General features: G+C 36.6%; 18 protein-coding genes and 1 pseudogene. 11 read left to right on the forward strand and 8 right to left on the reverse strand.

Annotated elements, in window-relative coordinates; genetic code table 11:
- Positions 1-624: 624 nt before the first annotated feature.
- Positions 625-1206 carry an ACP phosphodiesterase gene (locus DET49_RS17865; protein ID WP_133550149.1) on the reverse strand — a complete coding sequence of 194 codons (582 nt, stop codon included), beginning with the start codon at positions 1204-1206 and terminating at the stop codon, positions 625-627.
- A 126-nt stretch (positions 1207-1332) separates the two neighbouring features.
- Here DET49_RS17865 and glmM point away from each other — a divergent pair, with 126 nt between their 5' ends.
- Entirely contained in the window at positions 1333-2718 is a 1386-nt protein-coding gene (gene glmM / locus DET49_RS17870) for a phosphoglucosamine mutase (RefSeq protein WP_133550151.1), read from the forward strand.
- Here glmM and DET49_RS17875 read toward each other — a convergent pair.
- A complete protein-coding gene (locus DET49_RS17875; protein ID WP_133550153.1) occupies positions 2715-3617 on the reverse strand; it encodes a lysophospholipid acyltransferase family protein in 903 nt (300 codons plus the stop codon). The two genes, glmM and DET49_RS17875, sit on opposite strands and share 4 nt — an antisense overlap.
- A gap of 52 nt (positions 3618-3669) precedes the next feature.
- On the opposite strand from DET49_RS17875, the gene DET49_RS17880 reads away from it, so the two are divergent.
- A complete protein-coding gene (locus tag DET49_RS17880) occupies positions 3670-4317 on the forward strand; it encodes a rhomboid family intramembrane serine protease (protein ID WP_133550155.1) in 648 nt (215 codons plus the stop codon).
- 47 nt (positions 4318-4364) lie between these two features.
- Positions 4365-5054, forward strand: a complete 690-nt coding sequence (locus DET49_RS17885; RefSeq protein ID WP_133550156.1) for an SIMPL domain-containing protein — start codon at positions 4365-4367, stop codon at positions 5052-5054.
- A 68-nt stretch (positions 5055-5122) separates the two neighbouring features.
- On the opposite strand, the gene DET49_RS17890 is transcribed toward DET49_RS17885, so the two are convergent.
- Complete coding sequence (locus DET49_RS17890; RefSeq protein WP_133550158.1) at positions 5123-6244, reverse strand: TlpA disulfide reductase family protein; 1122 nt, start codon at positions 6242-6244, stop codon at positions 5123-5125.
- 137 nt (positions 6245-6381) lie between these two features.
- On the opposite strand from DET49_RS17890, the gene DET49_RS17895 reads away from it, so the two are divergent.
- Entirely contained in the window at positions 6382-8751 is a 2370-nt protein-coding gene (locus DET49_RS17895) for a GAF domain-containing protein (RefSeq protein WP_133550160.1), read from the forward strand.
- On the opposite strand, the gene DET49_RS17900 is transcribed toward DET49_RS17895, so the two are convergent.
- A complete protein-coding gene (locus tag DET49_RS17900; protein ID WP_133550163.1) occupies positions 8743-9927 on the reverse strand; it encodes a Pycsar system effector family protein in 1185 nt (394 codons plus the stop codon). The two genes, DET49_RS17895 and DET49_RS17900, sit on opposite strands and share 9 nt — an antisense overlap.
- Positions 9928-9981: 54 nt before the next feature.
- On the opposite strand from DET49_RS17900, the gene DET49_RS17905 reads away from it, so the two are divergent.
- Entirely contained in the window at positions 9982-13701 is a 3720-nt protein-coding gene (locus tag DET49_RS17905) for a metallophosphoesterase (protein WP_133550165.1), read from the forward strand.
- A 413-nt stretch (positions 13702-14114) separates the two neighbouring features.
- Here the strand turns inward: DET49_RS17905 and DET49_RS17910 are convergent, their stop codons facing one another.
- The 4 genes from DET49_RS17910 to DET49_RS18540 form a co-directional block, all read right to left on the reverse strand.
- Positions 14115-14996, reverse strand: coding sequence for a mechanosensitive ion channel family protein (locus tag DET49_RS17910; protein ID WP_133550167.1), 882 nt, complete (start codon positions 14994-14996; stop codon positions 14115-14117).
- 3 nt (positions 14997-14999) lie between these two features.
- Complete coding sequence (locus tag DET49_RS17915; RefSeq protein WP_133550169.1) at positions 15000-15497, reverse strand: Dps family protein; 498 nt, start codon at positions 15495-15497, stop codon at positions 15000-15002.
- A gap of 98 nt (positions 15498-15595) precedes the next feature.
- Entirely contained in the window at positions 15596-15916 is a 321-nt protein-coding gene (locus DET49_RS17920) for a phosphoribosylpyrophosphate synthetase (protein ID WP_133550171.1), read from the reverse strand.
- Positions 15917-16074: 158 nt separating this feature from the next.
- On the reverse strand, positions 16075-16224 hold the full coding sequence (locus tag DET49_RS18540) for a hypothetical protein (RefSeq protein WP_166636611.1): 150 nt from the start codon (positions 16222-16224) through the stop codon (positions 16075-16077).
- 360 nt (positions 16225-16584) lie between these two features.
- Here DET49_RS18540 and DET49_RS17925 point away from each other — a divergent pair, with 360 nt between their 5' ends.
- From DET49_RS17925 to DET49_RS17950, 6 genes and pseudogenes are all read left to right on the forward strand, one after another.
- The gene (locus DET49_RS17925) at positions 16585-17592 is read left to right on the forward strand and encodes a LacI family DNA-binding transcriptional regulator (RefSeq protein ID WP_133550173.1); all 1008 of its coding nucleotides are present in this window, start codon (positions 16585-16587) and stop codon (positions 17590-17592) included.
- 86 nt (positions 17593-17678) lie between these two features.
- On the forward strand, positions 17679-18749 hold the full coding sequence (gene rfbB, locus DET49_RS17930) for a dTDP-glucose 4,6-dehydratase (RefSeq protein ID WP_410527968.1): 1071 nt from the start codon (positions 17679-17681) through the stop codon (positions 18747-18749).
- Positions 18750-19277: 528 nt separating this feature from the next.
- On the forward strand, positions 19278-20102 hold the full coding sequence (gene cysQ, locus DET49_RS17935; RefSeq protein ID WP_133550175.1) for a 3'(2'),5'-bisphosphate nucleotidase CysQ: 825 nt from the start codon (positions 19278-19280) through the stop codon (positions 20100-20102).
- A 147-nt stretch (positions 20103-20249) separates the two neighbouring features.
- On the forward strand, positions 20250-20843 hold the full coding sequence (gene cysC / locus DET49_RS17940; RefSeq protein ID WP_133550177.1) for an adenylyl-sulfate kinase: 594 nt from the start codon (positions 20250-20252) through the stop codon (positions 20841-20843).
- Position 20844: 1 nt separating this feature from the next.
- The gene (gene cysD, locus DET49_RS17945; RefSeq protein WP_133550179.1) at positions 20845-21750 is read left to right on the forward strand and encodes a sulfate adenylyltransferase subunit CysD; all 906 of its coding nucleotides are present in this window, start codon (positions 20845-20847) and stop codon (positions 21748-21750) included.
- A 53-nt stretch (positions 21751-21803) separates the two neighbouring features.
- Positions 21804-21949, forward strand: a pseudogene (locus DET49_RS17950) (sulfate adenylyltransferase); the annotation flags it as partial.

Genomic DNA, 21949 nt, shown 5'->3' on the forward strand with positions numbered 1-21949 from the left:
TTAAGCGATTTATGCTCCGGGGAATGGATAAAGTAACTACTGAAATAGGCCTAATAGCAATGGCACACAACTTAAAGAAGTTCAGTATAGCCTAGACGAGGGGATCCCTCTGCCATTTTTTATCACAAAGAAGATTTACAAAAAGAAAAGAGCTTCTGTTAACAAAAAAATTATTAAAAAAAAAGGCCATCTAAATACTTTTTAGACGACCTCTTTTTGTTATATGGTAAAATTTTGACCAACCCAATAATCTATCCTTTAAGGGGTGTAAATTTTTAATATGAGGGGATCGCCCTTTTTTAGGTCTCACCAATTTTTCACAAATAACAAGGAACTAAATTTAGAATAATCGCTCAGGTTCTAAATTACTTTGACAATTACGTGAGGATCATCAATATGATTATCAAATATAGGTGACCTAAAGGGAAGTTTTATAGGAGAAATAGGAAGTATAGCAGGCAAAATATGTCCTTTAAGCTATAGTTGCAATAAATGAATAAATTAAAGGCAAGTATATTAATACTTTAGAATCTAGCTTCAGTTTAGTTAAAGAGAGGGATCTTCTCAGCTTTTCCTCATTAAAAATGTTTACAAGAAAAAGACACTCTTCTTCTGAAAAGAATTTTATACCTCTATCTCCTTCTTAACATATGCTCGCAATTCCTCAAAAAACAATCTAAACTCATTTTCAAATTCCTGGTAAAACGCTCGCAATTCTTCCACCGCTAAATGCATCCTGGCGCGGTATTTAATTCTCCGGTTCATCTGAAAGAGAATTTTTTCAATGCCCTCTATCTTTCGGTAATTATAGAGCCAATTATTGGCAACCATATAGGGAAAAAAATTTTGTACTGGTTTGGGTAAGATTTTAAAATTGTCTTTAAGAAGCTTATAAAAATCCTCTGTGTATTCCTTTAAAGGGATATCGCAATAATGTATCCAGTTGGCAGCTAGAAAATGGTCGTATAAAATATCGATGATTACCCTGCTATAATGTCCATAACGCTCAAATAAGCGTGACACACTTTTGCTTACAATGGGGTGAGTATCTGTAAAAGTATCAATGGCACGGTGTAATATAATTCCCTTCTGAATTTCCGGGGGATAGTCGAGATATTGTTTTCCCTTAACAGAATCTGCGATGAAATTACCGATTTTCAATTGGTCATTATCGCCCGAAAGATATATGTGCGCTAAGTAATTCATTGTGGAAAGTTAAGCAAATCAGATAGGTTCCTGTTTAATTTTTGTTAAGATTTGGCGCTAGCGGCCTGCTCCTTGTATATTTGTTAAAATTTTAGTTTTAAGGAATTATTCAATATAAAATAACTTATGAGTTTAATAAAGTCAATTTCAGGGATACGTGGTACTATTGGTGGTAGAACGGGGGATAACCTTACGCCCATAGATACGGTGAAGTTTGCAGCAGCCTACGGTACCTGGTTAAAAAACAATTCAGAAAACAAGAAATTAAAAGTTGTGGTTGGCCGTGACGCAAGAATTTCAGGTAAAATGGTCCAGGATTTAACGATGAATACCCTATCCGGGTTAGGGATAGACGTTATCGATATAGATCTTTCCACTACACCAACGGTAGAAATTGCGGTGCCTCTGGAAAATGCTGATGGAGGCATTATCCTCACTGCCAGTCACAATCCCAAACAATGGAATGCGCTTAAACTATTAAATAGTAAAGGAGAATTTCTTGATGGAGCAGAGGGAGCAAAAATCCTAGAATATGCTGAACAGGATAATTTTGTTTTTTCTGAAGTTGATGATCTTGGGTCGATCACCAGGATGGATACTTATATGGATATTCATATAGAGGAGGTGTTGAAACTAAAACTTGTAGATGCTGATAAAATTAAAAAAGCTGGTTTTAAAGTTGTAGTTGATGGGGTGAATTCAAGTGGTGGAATTATTATTCCAAAGCTTTTGAAAAAAATGGGCGTTGAGGTGGTAGAACTTTATTGTGAGCCAAACGGTCATTTTCCACATAATCCAGAACCATTAAAGGAACACCTTACCGATATTTGTGAATTGGTACAGAAGGAAAAAGCAGATTTTGGAATTGTCGTGGATCCAGATGTTGATAGGCTTGCTTTTATAGATGAAAGCGGAGAAATGTTTGGAGAGGAATATACCCTGGTAGCTTGTGCTGATTACGTGTTATCAAAAACCCCGGGGAATACTGTAAGTAATTTATCTTCTTCCAGGGCCCTTAGTGATGTAACTAAAAAACATGGGGGAGAATACAAAGCAAGTGCTGTAGGAGAGGTAAATGTGGTGCAGCTTATGAAAGATTCTAAAGCAGTAATCGGCGGAGAAGGAAATGGCGGTATTATTTATCCGGAATCGCATTACGGCCGTGACAGTCTGGTTGGTGTTGGATTGTTTCTAACACACCTTGCCGAAAAAAAGATTAGCGTTTCTCAATTGCGAAAAGAATATACCGCATATTTTATGAGTAAAAATAAAATTCAGTTAACTCCTGAAATTGATGTGGACAGTATTCTAAAGGCCATGGAAGAAAAATATAAAAATGAAAGAGTTTCAACCGTGGATGGGGTTAAAATAGATTTTCCTGAAAACTGGGTTCATTTAAGAAAATCGAATACCGAGCCGATCATTAGAATTTATACCGAAGCAAAAAGCCAGGAGAAGGCAGATGAATTAGCTGAAGATATGATTCAAGAAATAAAGAAAATAATAGGTTAACGCACTACAGCATTTGCCGGGATTTTTTTTCCAAGGTGTTTCCAGCGTTTATGGGTCCAGAGGTAAAATTCTGGTTTCTCTCGAATTTGGTTTTCCAAATGCTCAATGTAAGCTAAGGTAATTTGATTGTTTTCAGTTTCAGCTGGATTATCAGTAATATTAATTAAAGAGGCCTTGTAATGGCCTCTTTTTACTTTTTCTACTTGCAAGTAAAGTACCACCATATCGAATTCCTTCGCTATCCTTTCTGAACCTGTATAAAATGGCACCTTTTTCCCCATGAAATCGGTCCAGAATTTATAGCTAGGAGTTTTGGGAGATTGGTCGGCTATCATGGCATATGCACCCCGCAAGCCTGCATTTTCATTTCGGCTGATCCGCATATTAGCTTTAGAATTCTGAATAAGTTCAGCACCAAATCGTCTTCTAATATCATTGATCAGTTTATCAAAACCAGGATTTCTGATTTTTTTATAAATACCAAAAGCGCCGTGTTTAAGATCGTGGAGTTGTAGTGCAAAAAGCCACTCAAAACTGGCGTAATGTCCACACATAAGCATTATGCTTTTATCAAGTTTTTCTATTCGCCTGAGTTCTTCAAGATTTGTGTACACAAATCGTTTTTTTAATTCCTCTTCGGAGATAGAAATACTTTTTATCATTTCCAGGAACATATCACACATGTGGGAATAGAATTTCTTTCTGATTTTAATAATTTCCAGAGAAGACTTTTCAGGAAAAACGAGTTTTAAATTTTCCGTAACGGTTTTCTTCCTGTAACCTATAATGTGATAGACTATAACATAAACCACATCTGAAACAAAGTAAAATAGTGGAAATGGAAGTATGGAAATAAGCCAAAGCAGCGGATAAATCAGCCAAAAAACTACAGCTTGCATAAAATAATTTTCGGCAAATATATGGTATATTTGGCATTAAACTAAAGCTACTATGGGAGAATTAAACCTGGTTACCCTTATAATTATTGGAGTAAACGTATTGGTTTCATTCAAAGGATTTAAAGACGATTCTTTTTTTCAGAAATATAAATTTAATATTGCCGATATTAATCGCGGGGCTAAATATCAAATTCTTACTTCAGGATTTTTGCATGTGAATACCACACACCTTTTGGTAAACATGCTTACCCTTTATTTTTTCGCTAATTCAGTAATCTTTTTTCTGGGAACCATAGGGTTTATTTTGGTTTACCTTGCCAGTCTTATTTTAGGTAATCTATTATCGTATTATTTCCATAAAAAGGATATACATTATACAGCTGTAGGGGCGAGTGGTGCGGTTATGGGTGTGCTTTATTCGGCAATCCTGTTACGGCCTGATATGATGCTTGGGTTATTTTTTATAATCCCGGTACCGGCTTATATATTCGGAATAGGATATTTGTTTTACACTATCTACGGAATGAAACGCCAATTGGGAAATATCGGGCACGATGCGCATTTTGGCGGTGCGGTTGGAGGCTATTTACTAACACTTTTACTGGCTAGTTGGGTTTTCCAGGAACATTTACTTATGGTAATTTTACTAGCCCTTCCCATTGTATTTTTATTTATCCTACAAAAATTGGGAAAAATCTAATTTGGTACTCTTCTTGTATTAGAAAATTCAACTAAATATAATCACCTATGAAAAAATTAATTTTACTCATTGCTGTAGTAACAGGTCTGGGAATGCAGGCTCAAAATGATATGAATACCGGTATTCATGTGACCGGCGAAGGAATTGTGAAAGTTGCCCCCGATAAGGTTACTATTAAATCGCAAATTGAACACGAAGGGCAAAGTGCCACATCCGTGAAATCTCAGAATGATGAGGTCGTAAATGATATAATTAAGTACCTGAAATCGCAAGGTATCGCTGAAAAGCATATTAATACCAATTATATCAATTTAAATAAGCGATATAATTATAATGACAAAACGTATACTTACGTAGCCAATCAGGCTATTTCTATTACCCTGGAAGATATCAGTAAATACGAGACCATAATGAAAGGTTTACTGGAAAACGGCCTAAATGGAATAAATGGAGTGGAATTCAAATCTTCTGATATTGATAAGCATAAGGCTGAAGCCAGGAGAAAGGCTGTTTTAAATGCGAAAGAGAAGGCGGAAGCTCTGGCTGCGCCCTTAGGTCAAACAGTAGGTAATGCTTTTTTCATTAGTGAGGGAAGCAGTGACAATTATCAACCTGTTTATCGCACTTTGGAAATGAAAGCATCTTCGGACCAGGCCTCAAACCAGGAAACAATTGCCCCTGGGGAAATGGAAGTTAAAGTAGAAGTAAATGTTGCTTTTCAATTACTTATGGAGTAAAAAAAACAGTTTTGTTCAAATAAAAAAAGCGCCGTCGTGGCGCTTTTTTTATGAATTAAATTAGCGAACTAACTTTTTTTAAGTAGTTCTCCAATTTTTTTATCTAAGGCATCCCCTCTAAGATCGCGGGCTACAATAGTTCCATCTTCATCTAATACAAAAGCGGCCGGTATTGCCTTAATTCCGTATAGTTGAGCGACAGGATCCTGCCAGAATTCAAGATTGGAAACCTGGTGCCAGGGCAGACCATCTTCTTCAATAGCCTGGATCCAACGGTCTTTTTGACCAGGACGATCTAAGGATACACCGATTATACTCAAACCTTCATCCTTATATTTGTTGTAAGTTTTTACAAGGTTAGGATTTTCAACACGGCATGGTTTACACCAGGCCGCCCAAAAGTCGATTACTGTTACTTTCCCCATGGCATCCTTTAGGGAGAGTTGGTCGCCATTTGGAGTAGGAGCAGTGAAATTCGGTGCTTTACTACCTACAGCTACTTTATTGGCTTTTTCAAGGTTTTCAGCAATCTGTTTTCCAATAACGGTATTTTTCACTTCTTCCGAAAGCCCTTCGAACATTTCCTTGATCTCGTTTACAGGATATGATTTCATTCTGAGCATATCACTAATTACCATTATAGAAACAAAAGAATCCGGGTTCTCATTAACGATTTTTTTCTTGAAAACTTTATCGTTATCTATAATTTCCTTTTCGGTATCCTGCAGAGATAATAGTTTTGTGCTATCCTTTTCCCGGTAAGCTGTTCGCATTTCCGTGCGACCCTTCATTACCTTTTCGTTTATTTTTTCAAGATGATTTAAATAGTCGTATAATAAACGGTTTTCCTTGCCCCCGCTTACTTCAGAAGCACGCAAACTGTCTTTATATATTTCGAAATTGATTTTTTCGTCTTCAGCAATATAAATTACATTACCTGGGGTGCCTTCAAATTCAAGAAAACTTAAACTGGGAGTTTCGGGATCTTCCAGGTCTAACTCAAAGCGGCCATCCTTTATAGCGGTAGAGTCGACACGAACTGGACGCTTGGTTTTATCATCAAGTTCGGAAACATATACCATATTTCCGTTTTCCATCTGGTCAACATTTCCGGATATAAAATATCCTTTATCTTCCTGGCAGGAGGTAAACGCTGCTGCAACAGCAAGTATAACTATTAATTTACGCATAAAAATTGTTTTGTTTAAGGCAAAAATAAGCATCTGCCGTGGTAATACCTTCCATATTTTATAAAAAATTGTTAATTTAAACTATGTAAATTTGTAAGCGATGCGGAATATGTAATTTTAACAGATATTACTTATTTATGAAAGAAAAGAAAGAAGAATTACCATTTGAGATTCAAATTAGTTTTCATAAAGTTGTTGAACAATATAAAAAGCAACTGGAGCTTGAAGAAAGTGAGGTTGCCCGGAATTATATAAAAAGTATTCTTGCCCACGTAAAATCTTTCCCTGCTTTAACCAAGGGCATTAAAGATTTTAAGGAGCTAAAAAAATATAAAGAACCCATTAGGGTACTGCTTGACGATCTCTTTCCTAGTGTGCTTACCAACAATGAGATAAAAGCTGCCTCTGTACCTTTTCAGAATTTCTTATTTAACAGGTCCAGGCGTTTTAAAAAGATCATGGAACAAGCTCCGGATGATTTTGAGCTTGAAATTAGAAACCTGGACAGTAAAAGCATGTATGTGCAGGAGTGTATAAATATTCTGAACGATTATTACGGATATAATATTGACTATTCAAGACCTTTGTATTTTGATATTCCGGACAAGCAGGGTATAATTAGGCGCTATCGTATTGCTTTGAACGGGGATTTTATTGATATTTTCCCAAAGGAGAAAGCCAAGGAAATCACCGATGAGGATGTAGATGAATTATTACAGAATGTGGAAAATATTGAACTTTGGAAGGAAAAATTTCCACCTCAGAGTTGGGTGTTCAAAGGTTTTACCATTGTTAATTTAACGGATGTAACCATCGATGATGCTATATCTGAATTAAAAACGGCCTTGCTTTTCGAAAAATCATCTGAACAGGATGAACTGCTAAAACTGGAAGAAATTTTCAGATCCATTTATAAAATACCTGATCTAAGAGTAGGTTTTACCGTTTACAACCCACAAGATGAAATGTTTGAAAAAATGGAATATAAAGAAGCTAACAGTTATATCCTTAACGAAGAACTGGTAAGTGAATGTAAAAAAGGGGTATGTGAGGAAGGTTTTAATAATATTTTTAAAGATCACAGTTTCTTTAGCATTGCCAATGTAGATGAATACGCGAAAAAAACTAAAAACAATATTCTTTCCAGGCGCTTAAAGGAAAGTGATGTCAAAAGCTGCATCTTAGCTCCGGTGGTAAAAAACAATCGCCTGCTGGGTATCCTGGAGCTTGTTGCAAAGAAAAAAAATCAGCTTAATAGTATCAATACCATTAAATTAGATGAAATCTTACCTTATATCGCAACTGCGGTGGATAGAAATCGCAGTGATTTTGAAAATAGGGTAAAGGCGGTAATCCAAAGCGAATGTACTTCTATTCATCCAAGTGTTTTATGGGTTTTTGAAAAAGAAGCTAAAAAGTATATAAGGGATTACGATGAAGACGGTCTTGCCTCTTTTAAAGATATTGTGTTTAAAGATATTTACCCTCTTTATGGACAAATCGATGTGGTGGCTTCCTCAGATGCAAGAAATGAGGCTATTCAAAAGGATTTACTCCACCAATTAAAGGAAATTCAATCAATAATAGATAAAGCGTATAAACTCGAAGAACTTCCTATATATGAACAGGTGAAATTTAGAATTACTGATTTTATGGAAGATCTGGAAAGCAGTCTGAATGCATCAAGCGAACAGAAGGTTTTTAATTTACTTCAAAAGGAAGTAAATCCAATAATGAGTCATTTAAGCAAACAGTCTTCGGAATTAAAAAAGTTGGTAGAGCAATATCAGGAGCAGCTTAATCCTGAAACTGGAATTATCTATAATCATCGAAAGAATTATGATGAAACGGTGCAGCAAATTAACCGGACGATGTCTCGTTTTCTGGATAGGAAGCAAATAACCGCCCAGAAAATATACCCACATTATTTTGAACGCTACAAGACCGATGGAGTTGACCACAATATTTATATTGGAGCAGCTATGGTTAAAGACCGGCCTTTCAATAAGGTTTATCTATACAATTTGAGGCTTTGGCAGCTGGGTACCATGTGTGAAATGGAGAACCGTTTTTACCAGTTGCAGACTACTACTCCTATTAAACTAGATGCAGCTTCATTGATCCTGGTTTATAATTCTACGATGTCCATTCGTTATAGAATGGATGAAAAGAAATTCGATGTAGATGGGACCTATAATGCCAGGTATGAAATTATCAAGAAACGAATAGATAAATCATTTATAAAGGGAACTGAAGAGCGCATTACTCAAAAAGGAAAAATTGCAATAGTTTACAGCCAGCGGTCCGATGAAAAAGAATATTTAAGATACATTAAATACCTGCAAACCAAGAAATATCTGGGGGAGGAGGTAGAGCTGTTAGATTTGGAAGATGTACAGGGAGTGGTAGGGCTCAAAGCCATTCGCGTGGAAATATTATATACCCCGGATAGCAATGAACCCGATAGGTCTATTACCTATGAAAACCTGATGGAAGAATTACATTAGGTAGAATGCTCCTACAAAAGCAATCACTGAACTGATGATGCCTATCATAAATACCGTGTAGGTTATTCTTAATATTTTATATTTTCTATGTAAGACTTTTCCAAGTAAATGAAGGTCTAGCATTAGGGATTCGTACACGTAGTCTTTATCCTTAATTATTTCTTTCATACCCCATTTAAACTGCTCAAAAGGCATTTTATGACTATTGCCGAAAAAAAGCAGGTTGACCTCCCGGTTTTTCACCTGTTCCTTGGTAAATTCTCCACTGGTAACCTGGGGCCTTGTGGATAACACTGAAAGTATAATCGAAGCCACACTAAACAGAATAAGGATAAGGGTTGGAATTAATAAATGCTTGTTGCTGGCAGCATCTAACTTCGGGATCATATTGGCCAGGGCAAGCGAAATAATTATGGCGTTTACAGAGAGCAAAATGTTGGCTTTAGTGTCTGCAATATCACTTAACTTTATATGGTTTCTAAGCGTTACCCTGAAAAGCGTCTGAATACTTCTTTCCGGATTATCGTTTTTATAACGTGCTTTCATCCGGGCTTTAGCTTCCTCCTTCTTTAACTTTTTTTCCTGCTTGTTTTTGGTTTCAATAAGTTCAAGCAGATTTTCTTCTTTTTTAGGTCCCCATTCTTCATTGGCATAATCTGTATAAAATTTATGCTTTTCCGTGAACATTCTTATATTCTCCTGTATCCATTCCCCGGTGGTGAAATTTTTAATGTTATGGAGCTCAAGTTCCTGCCTTAAAAGTTCACTGGTATCTTCAAAGTAATCTTTTGCAAAGTGAGAGGAGTCGGCATCTTTTATAATTTTTTCAGAAAGGGTTTCCGGGGTTGCATCTATCTTAGTGGCCTCAATATTGTTGACCACTTCATTAATTAATTCCGGGGTAGCGTTATTTTCTTCTAAAAAGTTTCTGGCAATCTTCACGCTTTCCTTTTCGTGTCCCTTAAATGTTTTGGTATAACCAGTATCGTGTAACCAGGCGGCAAGCAGCAGTGCCTCTTCTTGTTTAACATTAATTTCAGAATTGGCAATTAATTCTTTAGTACTTTTAACCACTCGCTGTGTATGCTGATAGTTATGGTATATATAGGTGTTGGGAAGTTTTTCCTTGAAAAGATTCAAAACAAAATCATCTGCTTTCTCAATGAGATTATTCATAAATTTTAGCTTGTTTTTGTTTAGCCAAAATACAAAAAATGTTCAATATCCTTTATGAAAAAAACTAACATCTTTATTTCACTAACTGCCCTGTTGGTGATTTTTTCCTGTTCCTCATCAGACCCTAAATACAGAAAAGGTGAACCTACTTCTAATTTTAATTATCCGGTAGATAAAGAAATAGAAAAATCATTTTATCTATTAGGTGATGGCGGTTATTCTCCTATCGGTGGGAGTTCTGAAGGATTATTAGCCTTTAAGAGTTACTTAGATTCTGTAAAACGAACCGATAATTATACCATTTTTCTGGGAGATAATATTTATCCCGATGGGATGCCGGAAAAGGATGCACCTGATAGAGAAGCAGCAGAATATAGGATAGATGCCCAGCTGGACGCTATTGAAGAATATGATGGTAAGGTGATGTTCATCCCCGGGAATCACGATTGGTATAACGAACGAATTGCTGGTTTAGAAAGGGAAGCAGCATACTTAAAAAAGAAATTTGGCGAAGATCTTATATGGAGCCCGCAGACCGGTTGCGGGCTTGAAATCAGGGATATTGGTGAAGATATCACCTTAATTGTAATTGATTCCCAGTGGTATTTAGAAGACTGGGATAAAAGTCCTACGATAAATGACAATTGTGCCGAAATTAAAACCCGGGAGGCCCTGTTTTTGGAGATAGAAACAGAACTAAAAAAAAGCCAGAACAAAAATATAATTGTAGCACTGCACCACCCTTTATACACAAATGGAATTCATGGCGGTCAGTACAATCTTAACAGGCATATATATCCTTCACAAAATAAGATTCCTATTCCTATTTTAGGCTCCCTGGCTACCTTAATTAGAACAACTGGAGGGGTTTCCATTCAGGATGCTCAAAATGAGCGTTATAAATCTATGGTACAGCGCCTGGAGACCTTAACCCAAAAGTCAGATCGACTCATATTTGTTAGTGGTCACGAACATTCCTTACAATATATAAAACATGGGAAGGTGAATCAAATAGTTTCTGGATCTGCTTCAAAAGCTACCTATGCGACCCTGAGTAACGATGGCCTTTTTGCTTATCCAGGCCAGGGATTTGCAGTTTACGATGTTTTTAAAGATGGTTCTACCTGGGTGAGTTTTTATGGAAGCCAGGACAATAAACCAAAACTTTTATATCAAAAGGAAATTTTTAAAGCTCCCAAAGAATTTGATGTATCGGAGTTCAAAGACGAATTTGCGCAAACGGTAACCACCTCGGTTTACCCCAAAGATAAAACCGATAAAGGCAGCGTACATAGAACTGTCTGGGGAGAGCGGTATCGTGAACTCTACGGCACAGATATCAAATTGGAAGTTGCTGATTTAGATACGTTGTATGGAGGATTAACTCCAATCCGAGCCGGTGGAGGGCACCAGACCATTTCTATCAGAATGAAGGATAGTTTAGGTCGCGAATATAACTTCAGAAGGATTAAAAAGAAGGCTGTTCAGTTCCTACAAACCGTGGCTTTTAAGAATACGCCTATAGAAAACCAATTGGAGAACACGGTAGCCGAAGATATTATTTCGGATTTCTATACTGCGGCCCATCCATATGCTTTCCTGGCTATTCCAACGATGGCCGATGCCATTGGTGTATACCACACCAATCCGGAAATCTATTATTTGCCCAAACAACCAGAATTAGGGAAATATAATGAGGAACATGGGAATGCGATTTATATGATAGAGGAAAGACCTGAAGAACATTGGCTGGGCGCTGAGAGTTTTGGAGCTCCAAATCACGATATTCAAAGCACCGCGGGAATGTTTGATCGTTTGCGAAGAGATGAAAAATATTCTTTAGACGAATCAGCTTATGTTAGAGCCAGGATATTTGATATGCTTATTGGAGATTGGGACAGGCACCAGGATCAATGGCGATGGGCTGAAATTGAGGATGAAGAGGGAAATCGTATTTTTAAACCAATTCCGCGAGATAGGGACCAGGTATTTTCAAATTTTGATGGTGCATTTTTTGGAACTTTAAGAGCCCTAACGGGTTTTGCTTCTCAATTTGCAGTGTATGATGAAGATATTAATGATGTTGAATGGTTTAATGTCTCGGCAACAGGCTTAGACCGTTCTTTACTTCAAAATGTAGGAAAAGAAACCTGGAAAAAGCAGGCGGAGTTTATTAAGGAAAATATGACCGATGCCGTGATCGAAAAAGCTTTTAGTAAACTTCCTACCGCAACGTATAATAAAACTACACAGGAGCTGATCGAAAAAGTAAAAGGAAGAAGGGACAATATTGTTGATATCGCGATGCGCTATTACGATCACTTTTCGGACCTTGCTATTGTTACTGCAACTGATAAGGATGATTTTGTTGACGTAACCCGGATGAATGACGGGAGGACCAGGGTTAAAATCAGTCGAAATAAAGATGGAGAAAGAGCAGATGTTTTAAGCGATAAAATATATTATGCGGAAGATACCAACGAGATCTGGTTATATGCCCTTGATGACGATGATAGGATTTTAGTAGAAGGTCAGGGTGATAACCATATATTTCTAAGAATAATTGGTGGTCAAAACAACGATGTTTACACGATCAACAACGGAGAAAATCTCAAGGTATATGACCATAAATCCAAACCTAATACTATTAAAGAGGCAGGGGATGCTAAATTTAGGTTCAGAGATGATTATGAGATTAATACTTTTAACAAGGATAAGAAAAACTTTACCGCAGGAACAATTGTCCCAGGATTTGGTTTTAATCCTGACGATGGTTTTAAAGTTGGCCTGGAAATGGTTACCACTAAAAACGCATTTAAAAGAAATCCTTTTACCACCCAGCATACTTTTGGGGGCGGTTATTATTTTGCAACCAGTGGTTTTGATGTGTATTATGAAGGTGAATTTGCGCTTATTCTCGGAAATTATAATTTAAAAATAGGTGCCGATTATGCCAGCCCCAACTTTGCCCGTAACTTTTTTGGCTATGGGAATGAGACGCCAAATTTTGATGATGCGCTCGATTTTGATTACAACCGTGTTAAGATCAGCAGGTTTGGCGTGAAAGCAGGTTTTGAAAACGAAACTCCTTTTGGTAGTTTGTTCAGGTATATGGCAAGTTTTGAAGGAAATAAAGTGGAGCCTACAGATGGAAGGTTTATAACGGAAGATTTTGAAACCGAAGATCCTGATTTCTTCAATAGAAAATACTTTGCCGGTTTAGATGCCTTATATCGATACGAAAGTTACGATCATAACCTGGCACCTAGCAGGGGAATGAAGTTCGAATTAAATCTTGGAGGAAAAATGAATACCACCGAAACCAGCCAGGTTTACGGTTATTTTAAACCTTATCTAGGTTTTTATAATGCCCTTAGCAGGAATCGAAAACTGGTATTAAAAACCAAGGTACAGGCGCACCTTAATATGGGTGATGATTATGAGTTTTACCAGGCTGCCCATCTAGGAGGTAATTCAGGTCTTAGAGGGTATCGCCAGCAACGCTTTGCCGGGAAGAGTGCGTTTGCTACCGGAGCAGATTTAAGATATGGTTTCGATCAGTTTACCACCAGGTTTTTGCCATTGCAAATCGGGGTTTTTGCAGGATATGATTTAGGTAGGGTATGGAATGATTTTGAAGAAAGTAATAAATGGCACGATAGCTATGGTATTGGATTTTGGGTAACCAGTGCCGAAGCTGTAAATGGTACTTTTAATCTCTTTAGAGGAAGCGAGGGGTATAGATTCTCCTTCGGTTTTGGTTTTAAATTCTAGATCTTAAGATCATAAAGAGATAGAAGACCCACCGGGACATCAAGTGGCAGTAAGAAGAACTATATCTTAATAGTGACCTTAAAAGCGATCAGGCAAAACGCAGGTTTTGATTTGGTCGCTTTTTTTCTATGCTCTGTTTCTTGCAGAAAGGCTGTTTATGTTTAAGGTCACTTCATAGAAGTAGTGCACCAACAATCGGTAAGTCCTTGATAACGGAGAATATCTATGACTCTTTTATAGTGTAGGACTTAATAATGAGGGATGACTTTTACCGATTTAATGCTTTGTTAGCTTTGCGAGACTAGTTCTGAATTAGAATAAAATATTCTTTCCTATCGGTTTATTAATTAAGAAGACACCTGGTGCATTTTAAAAAAGAGGCAGAAAAAGAGAATGATTTACATTTTTCAGGTTTACTCCGGCTTTTTCATATTTAAAGTGTTGGAAAAATCGATAGTTCGAATAGGGAATGGAATGTTGATACCGTTTTTGTCGAAGGTTTTCTTGATCTGAATGATGGCAATATCCTTCGCGACAAGGATATCCCTGTTCTTTTTAACGTCTGTCCAGAAACGTACAACAAAGTTAATAGAACTATCCCCAAATTCGGTATACATAAATTCTACCTGTTCATTGCCCCGAGAAGGAAAATGCTCAGAAATTGTCTCAATAGTCATTTCTTTCACTTTTTCCAGGTCTGAAGAGTAACCTACTCCACACGTGAGCATGACGCGGGACCGGTTGGTACTGGAAAAATTCTTGAAAGGTTCTTCTACAATTTTAGAATTAGGGATGACTACATAATTATTATCCGCTTGTTTAATGGCGATATTCCGAAGGTTAATTTCAGTTACTTCTCCTGCGTAGGAATTTGTTTCTATCCAGTCGCCAATTTGAAGTTCTGGTAAAAAACTTAAAATTATTCCTGAGAAAGTATTGTTTAATGTGCCCTGAAGCGCCAGGCCAATAGCCAGACCTATGACACCAGCACCGGCAAGCACCGATGTAAGGACCTTATTGAGATCCAGGATGCCAAGGGCAATAAAAAAACCGATAAGGATCACAATTGCCTTGCTTACCTTAACGGTTATTTGTTTAATAGAATCTTGTTTAACCCGTTTTTCTAAAAGTTTACTTATCAATTTGCCAGTATATTTGGCAAGGAAAATAAACAGAACAAATACCAATACGGCTAACAAAAAGTTGGGCAGATTCAAAATCAATGAATCCAGCCAACTTATAAGCTTATCAGTAATTCCTCTTAGAGAATCCTTTAGGTTAAATTCTTTTTCCAATGCTTAGTTTTTGCTGGATTTATGAGAATCGGTAGTTTTCATTTTCCAGGCATCCAGCATCCAGCTAGTTTTTTCTAATTCTCTTATATAAGCACCAATTAAATCAATAGTACCTTCATCTCCTGCCTTGTCAGCAGTTTCCACTACAGAGCGCATTTGTTTTAATAAAGTGCCATGATCTTTCAGCAGGGTTTCGATCATTTCATAATCGGTTAAATCTGCTTTAGATTCCTTTAAATTGGATGTTTTCAAGTAATCGGTCAGGTTACTGATCGGAGTGTATCTTAAGGTAAGAATCCGTTCAGCGATTTCGTCAACCTTTAATTTAGCTTCATCATATAATTCTTCAAACTTCTCGTGAAGGTCAAAAAAATTCTTTCCGATGACATTCCAGTGAAAATTTCTAAGTTTTTGGTAGTATAAATGGTAATCTGCAAGAAGAACATTCAGTTCGTCTACAGTTTTTTTTGTTTTTTCTTTATCGAGTCCTAAGTAGTTCATAGTCTAAATTTATTGTTTTTTAAAAATCAATACAAAAATATAATAGTTTGAAGCTTTAGCCAATAAAATCAGCTGATTTAATAGAAGTTTAACGAAGCTTAATTGATTGGACGATTATCTTTTAAATCCAGTTTTTTGATCATTTCTTTTGAAACCTGCCCGCTGGATATTCCATAACCATCTACTAATACCCCTTTATAACCTTTGGAGGTTGTGATAGCATACAATATGGCATTATCATCAGGATTACTCATTCCTTCAAAGCGAAGTACTTTATCAACGTCGAAATCTTCAACCCCAAAGGTTTCATCCTTGGATTTAAGTTCGATTTCTTCATCCAGAAGATTGAAATCGTACTCGTAGCCTTCTTCTAATTTTAATTTGTTTATTGCTTGAGACAGTGTACCGTAATCTTTCATTTTATATTATTTGACTGGTTAATAATGTTAAATTACGTTGACAAGGCCTGATTTGCAAATAATGAATCTTGTTTAGGATAAGTTTAACTCCTAATGAAGCCTTATTTTAAAAGGCTTTAGAGTAATTAAGTAAAAACAAACTGCAGCTTTCAAACCCACTAATGCTCATCACGGTTTTTATGATTCCCAAAGCTGAAAAGGCCTAATGGGAAAACCAGTAAAAAGAAGAAATACCAACCCGTTACCAGGCCTATGATGGTAATAATTGCAGCAAGGATATAAAGCCAGTAAGATTTATGGAATTTCATAGGGTAGAATTGGATTTGAGAATACAAATTTAAAAAACAGGATCGATTTAAAAACACTGTTATTTGAGCCTATCGTATTTATATGATTTAAACCTATTCCATTTTTCACTAAGGCTGATCTCTAAGGCTTATTTTAATGAAGCTGATATCCTCTGTGAAACAATTACGAAATGGAAGTTTCTTAACTCACGAATTTATTGGATATTTGCAAATTAGTAAATTCAGTAAAATAATATTTGGGAAAAGTATTTGATTACTAAGAATTCAACAAATTAAAATAGCTGATTGCTAGATGCATATAAACTTGATTAGGTAAAACCTGTCAGTAATTCCCAGAGGGAGTTAACATTATTTAGAAATATGAAAAATAAAATCACGCTAAAGGAGCTTTCAAAATTGCTGAATGTATCGGTTTCCACCGTTTCCAAAGCCCTGCACGATAGTGCAGAGATTAGCCCTAAAACTGTAGAGCGGGTTAAAGAGCTTGCCAAGCTGCACAATTACCGTCCAAACCCGGTAGCGGTGAATCTAAAAAGCAGTAAAAGTGGTACTATAGGAGTCATCATTCCAAATATTGCAAACACATTCTTTGCTAACGTTCTATCAGGTATCGAAGCCAGAGCACAAAAAGCAGGTTTGCAGGTTATCACCTATATTTCTAATGAAAGTTTGGAACGCGAACAACAAATCGCTGAAATGTTAACTTCAGGTTTTGTGGATGGTGTACTAATAGCTATTTCGGAGGAAACCCAACGGAAAAAAGAATACGAACACCTTTTTAATCTTGTGGATTATGATATCCCGGTGGTGTTATATGATCGGGTGAACCTGGACCTTCCGGTAGATAAAATTGGTATTGATGATGAACATAGTTTTGAGGAAGCCACACGTATATTGCAAGCCCGGGGAATAAATAAAATAGGAATAGCCACTTCAATCCATCATCTGGGGGTTGGTAAACTCAGGATTACTGGTTACAGAAAGGCCTTAAAAGATGAAAAGGGTTTTTATATAGCAAACTCTTCTAATCCCGAAACTTTACGTGAAAAGACAAAAAAGCTTCTGATTGAAGACAAGGTGGAAGCTCTGTTATGCAGCGATTTTGAAAGTACCATGTTGGTTTACCGGCTTGCTTATGAGAATAAAATAAAGATTCCAGAAGATTTAAAGGTCATTGGATTTATAAACGCTGATGTGGCGAAGTATTTAGCTCCATCGATAAGCTATGTGGAGCAATTTCCTGGAAAGATAGGGGAAGAAGCGGTAGATTTATTAGTTGATCGGATTGAAAATCGCGTTGCGGGAAAGCAGCCAATAACCAGAACGATACACACCAAACTGATACATTTGGAATCAACGGATTTTTAAGTTTTTAAAGCCATATACAGATTGGTGCATTTAGCTTATTACTGGAAAAAATCAGAAAAACTATTTTTGAAAAACAAAATTATACTATGAAAATGGAAGATAAAGCTTTTAAAAAAAATATTCTTATCACAGGAGGGGCTGGATTTATAGGTTCCCATGTAGTTCGTCTTTTTGTTAAAAAGTATCCTCAGTACCATATTTTCAACCTGGATGATTTAACCTATGCCGGAAACCTGGAGAATATCAAAGATATTGAAAAAGCATCAAATTATGATTTTATAAAAGCCGATATCAATGATGCTGATCAGATAAAGGAGTTATTTCAAATACACCAGTTTGATAGTGTAATTCATCTCGCTGCAGAATCTCACGTGGATCGCTCTATTTCCAACCCTAAGATTTTTGTGGAAACCAATGTTACCGGCACCATTAACTTAATGGAAGCTGCCTTGGAGACCTGGCGGGGAAACTTGGAGAATAAATTATTCTACCATATCAGTACCGACGAAGTATACGGAAGCCTAGGAGAAACAGGGTTATTTACGGAAACCACTGCTTATGATCCGAATTCTCCCTATTCCGCCTCGAAAGCAGCTTCAGATCACTTTGTAAGGGCATATGGGGAGACTTATAACCTGCCTTATGTGATTTCGAATTGTTCCAATAATTATGGCCCAAACCAATTCCCTGAGAAACTTATTCCTTTATTTATCAATAATATTATAGCGAATAAAGCTTTACCTGTTTACGGCGACGGCAGATATACCCGTGACTGGCTGTATGTTATAGATCATGCCAGGGCTATCGATTTAGCATTTCACAAAGGCAAAAACAAATCGACCTACAACATTGGTGGGTTTAACGAATGGCAGAACATCGATTTAATTAAATTGTTGTGTGAGATTATGGATAAAAAACTCAATAGAAGCGCAGGGGAGTCAGAAGCACTAATTACTTTTATCAAAGACCGTCCTGGCCACGACAAACGTTATGCTATTGATGCCAGTAAGATTAATAAGGAACTTGGTTGGGAACCATCGGTCACCTTTGAAGAAGGATTGATGAAAACTGTAGAATGGTATCTGCAAAATCAAAACTGGATAAGGGCTGTGGTATCAGGAAGTTACCAGGAATATTATAAAAAGCAGTATTTATAATGTAAGGAACTAAAATGGCCGGCTGCACGAGCTCACGCTTTTATCGGTAATAAAAATTGCCGCTTCGGAAGAAATTGCCTTCAGTAAGAGTTATAATGATATTAGACAATGGTTTAAACTACCTACAGAATTACAGAAGGGTAATTATGAAAAGTATTTGATTCGTTTGATGGAGCAGGTTATTTTTTGTCCTCTTGTCTGTTAATTGACATGGAAGCCGTGAAATGGATATTGAGATATTCATTTCATTTTAAACGGATTGATTTTAAACTCTTCGTGTAAGTTTTTTATCAAAAATATCGTTATTTACGGATTTATTTTTTGGTTCAAGGGATTAATTTCTATAACTGCAATTGAAATATTCGTAATTTCTATCTCCAGAATTCTTTAATTCTGTCATATTCCTAAAATTACAACCCCCAAATAGAAACATCAAAAAATCGATTATTTAAAAACCTATTAATTCGATAGACTAATACTAAATATTATATTTGCGGAGGAGATATTAAGTGTCCAAAGTAATTCAGTATGAAAAGCGAAATTCAGAATAAAATTCAACAAGATTATTTTTTGGCAATGGAGGCCTCGGTAAAGGCGGGTTTAGAGATAATGAAGGTTTATGAAAAAGAGGATTTCCAGGTTGAATTAAAAGATGATGATTCGCCGGTGACCCTTGCAGATAAATCAGCAAATATCATTATAATGGACTTTCTAAAAGCAACCGGAATTCCAATTATCAGTGAAGAAAATGAAGAAATTCCATTTTCCAAAAGAGAAAAATGGAACAAATGCTGGATCGTAGATCCGTTAGACGGAACAAAGGAATTTATAAAAAAAAGCGGGGAATTTACCGTAAATATTGCTCTAATAGAGAATAATAAACCTGTATTTGGGGTGATCTATATTCCGGTGAGCAAAGAGCTTTATTATGGAGATGTAAAAACTGGGCGGTCTTTTAAGGTTGTTGTTGATGCGGAAGGCCAGTTCGAGGAATTGATAACCAATGCCACTGAAATTTTTCCGGGTCGGATTGAAGAAACTATAAAAGTTGCGGGAAGCCGGTCGCATATCAATAAAGAAACGCTCGGGTTTATAAACGCTCTTAAAGAAAAATATGATCTGGATATAGATGTTATTCCGAAAGGAAGCTCACTGAAATTTTGTCTTATGGCGGAAGGGCGAATGGATGTTTATCCCCGGTTAGGCCCCACTATGGAATGGGATACTGCTGCGGGTCATGCTATTTGTAAAGCGGTAGGCTTAACAGTAATGGATAAAGAGACCGGCCAGGAAATGGTTTATAACAGAAAAAATTTGTTGAATAACTCTTTTGTGGTTTCAAACCTTGGTTAATTCTTTGGGATTGAAGTTTGTGCATTTTCAATTTTAATTAGGAAGAAAAACTTTGTTCGTTGGAAATTTTGACAAAAATGGTATTATATTATCTTCACAGCTGCGAATGCTTTAGTTGTGATTTAATAAAATCAGTTAGTAGATAATATGAATAATATCACCACATTTAATTTTTCTATGGGAAAGGAGCAACGCAATAAATTGAACGAACATAATTCATTTGTTGTTTGGTTTACAGGGCTATCGGGTTCAGGGAAATCAACCCTGGCTAATATGGTGGAGAAGCTTCTTTTTGAACAGAAAGTGCGGACTTTTGTTTTAGATGGAGATAGCCTTAGAAAAGGACTGAACAAAGATTTGGAATTTAGCCTAAAAGAAAGGGAAGAAAACCTTAGGATCGCAGCTGAAGTTGCCAAAATATTGGTTTCAGCAGGTTCTGTTGTACTGGCATCTTTTATTTCCCCACGGGAAAAGAACAGGGAGCTGGTAAAGGAGATTATTGGGAAAGAAAATTTTATGGATATTTTTGTGAATACACCCTTGGAAATCTGTGAAAAGCGGGATGTCAAAGGTTTGTATAAAAAGGCAAGAGCTGGAGAGATTAAAAATTTCACCGGAATTGATTCGCCTTATGAAAAACCCATAAATCCTGTTATTGAAATTAACACCGAAAAGGAAGACTTAGAAAATGCAGCTAAAAGAATTGTAAAGCTGCTACAGGAAAAACTTGAATTAAAGTAAAATGAGCAAGTATTATTTAAATTATTTAGACGAATTAGAATCAGAAGCGATCTATATTTTGAGGGAAGTTTGGGCGCAGTTCGAGAATCCTGTCATCCTATTTTCTGGAGGAAAAGATTCTATATTGGTTACGCATTTAGCGAAAAAAGCTTTTTATCCCAGTAAAATTCCATTTGCACTGATGCACGTGGATACGGGACATAATTTCCCGGAAACAATAAAGTTCAGGGATGATCTAATTGAAAAACTGGGAGTGAAACTAATTGTGGGTTCTGTTCAGGAATCTATTGATCAGGGCCGAGTTGCTGAAGAGAAAGGAAAAAATGCTACTCGAAATTCTTTGCAGATCACAACCCTACTGGATGCCATAGAGCAAAATAAAGTCGACTGTGCTATCGGAGGTGGAAGACGGGATGAAGAAAAGGCACGGGCGAAAGAACGATTCTTTAGCCATCGAGACGATTTTGGACAATGGGATCCTAAAAATCAACGTCCGGAACTATGGAATTTGCTAAATGGGAAACACTTTGAAGGAGAACATTTCAGGGCTTTTCCTATTAGTAACTGGACGGAAATGGATGTTTGGAATTATATAAAACGTGAAAATATCAGTATACCATCTTTATATTTTGCGCACCAAAGGGACGTTGTATTTCGCAGTAATTCCTGGATCCCGGTTTCAGAATATTTAAACCTGGAAGAAGGAGAAAAGGTTGAAAAGAAAAAAATCAGGTTTAGAACCTTAGGCGATATCACCATCACCGGTGGAATAGAATCTGAAGCTGATACGCTTGAAAAAATTGTACAGGAAGTCTCCGCTATGCGAAAAACCGAAAGGGGAGATCGCTCGGATGATAAGCGAAGTGAGACTGCGATGGAGGATAGAAAAAAACAAGGTTATTTCTAGTAAAAGCCGGCCCAAAATAGTATAAGGGGCTATTGAAAAACACAACAAAGAATATGGAGATTAATAACAATCAATTACTAAGATTCACAACTGCTGGCAGTGTTGATGATGGGAAGAGTACCTTAATTGGAAGACTTTTGTTTGATTCCAAATCTATTTTTGAAGACCAACTAGATTCGGTGAGCAAGACCAGTGAAAA

This window comes from Salegentibacter sp. 24 (assembly GCF_004362395.1).
Classification (GTDB): Bacteria; Bacteroidota; Bacteroidia; order Flavobacteriales; family Flavobacteriaceae; genus Salegentibacter.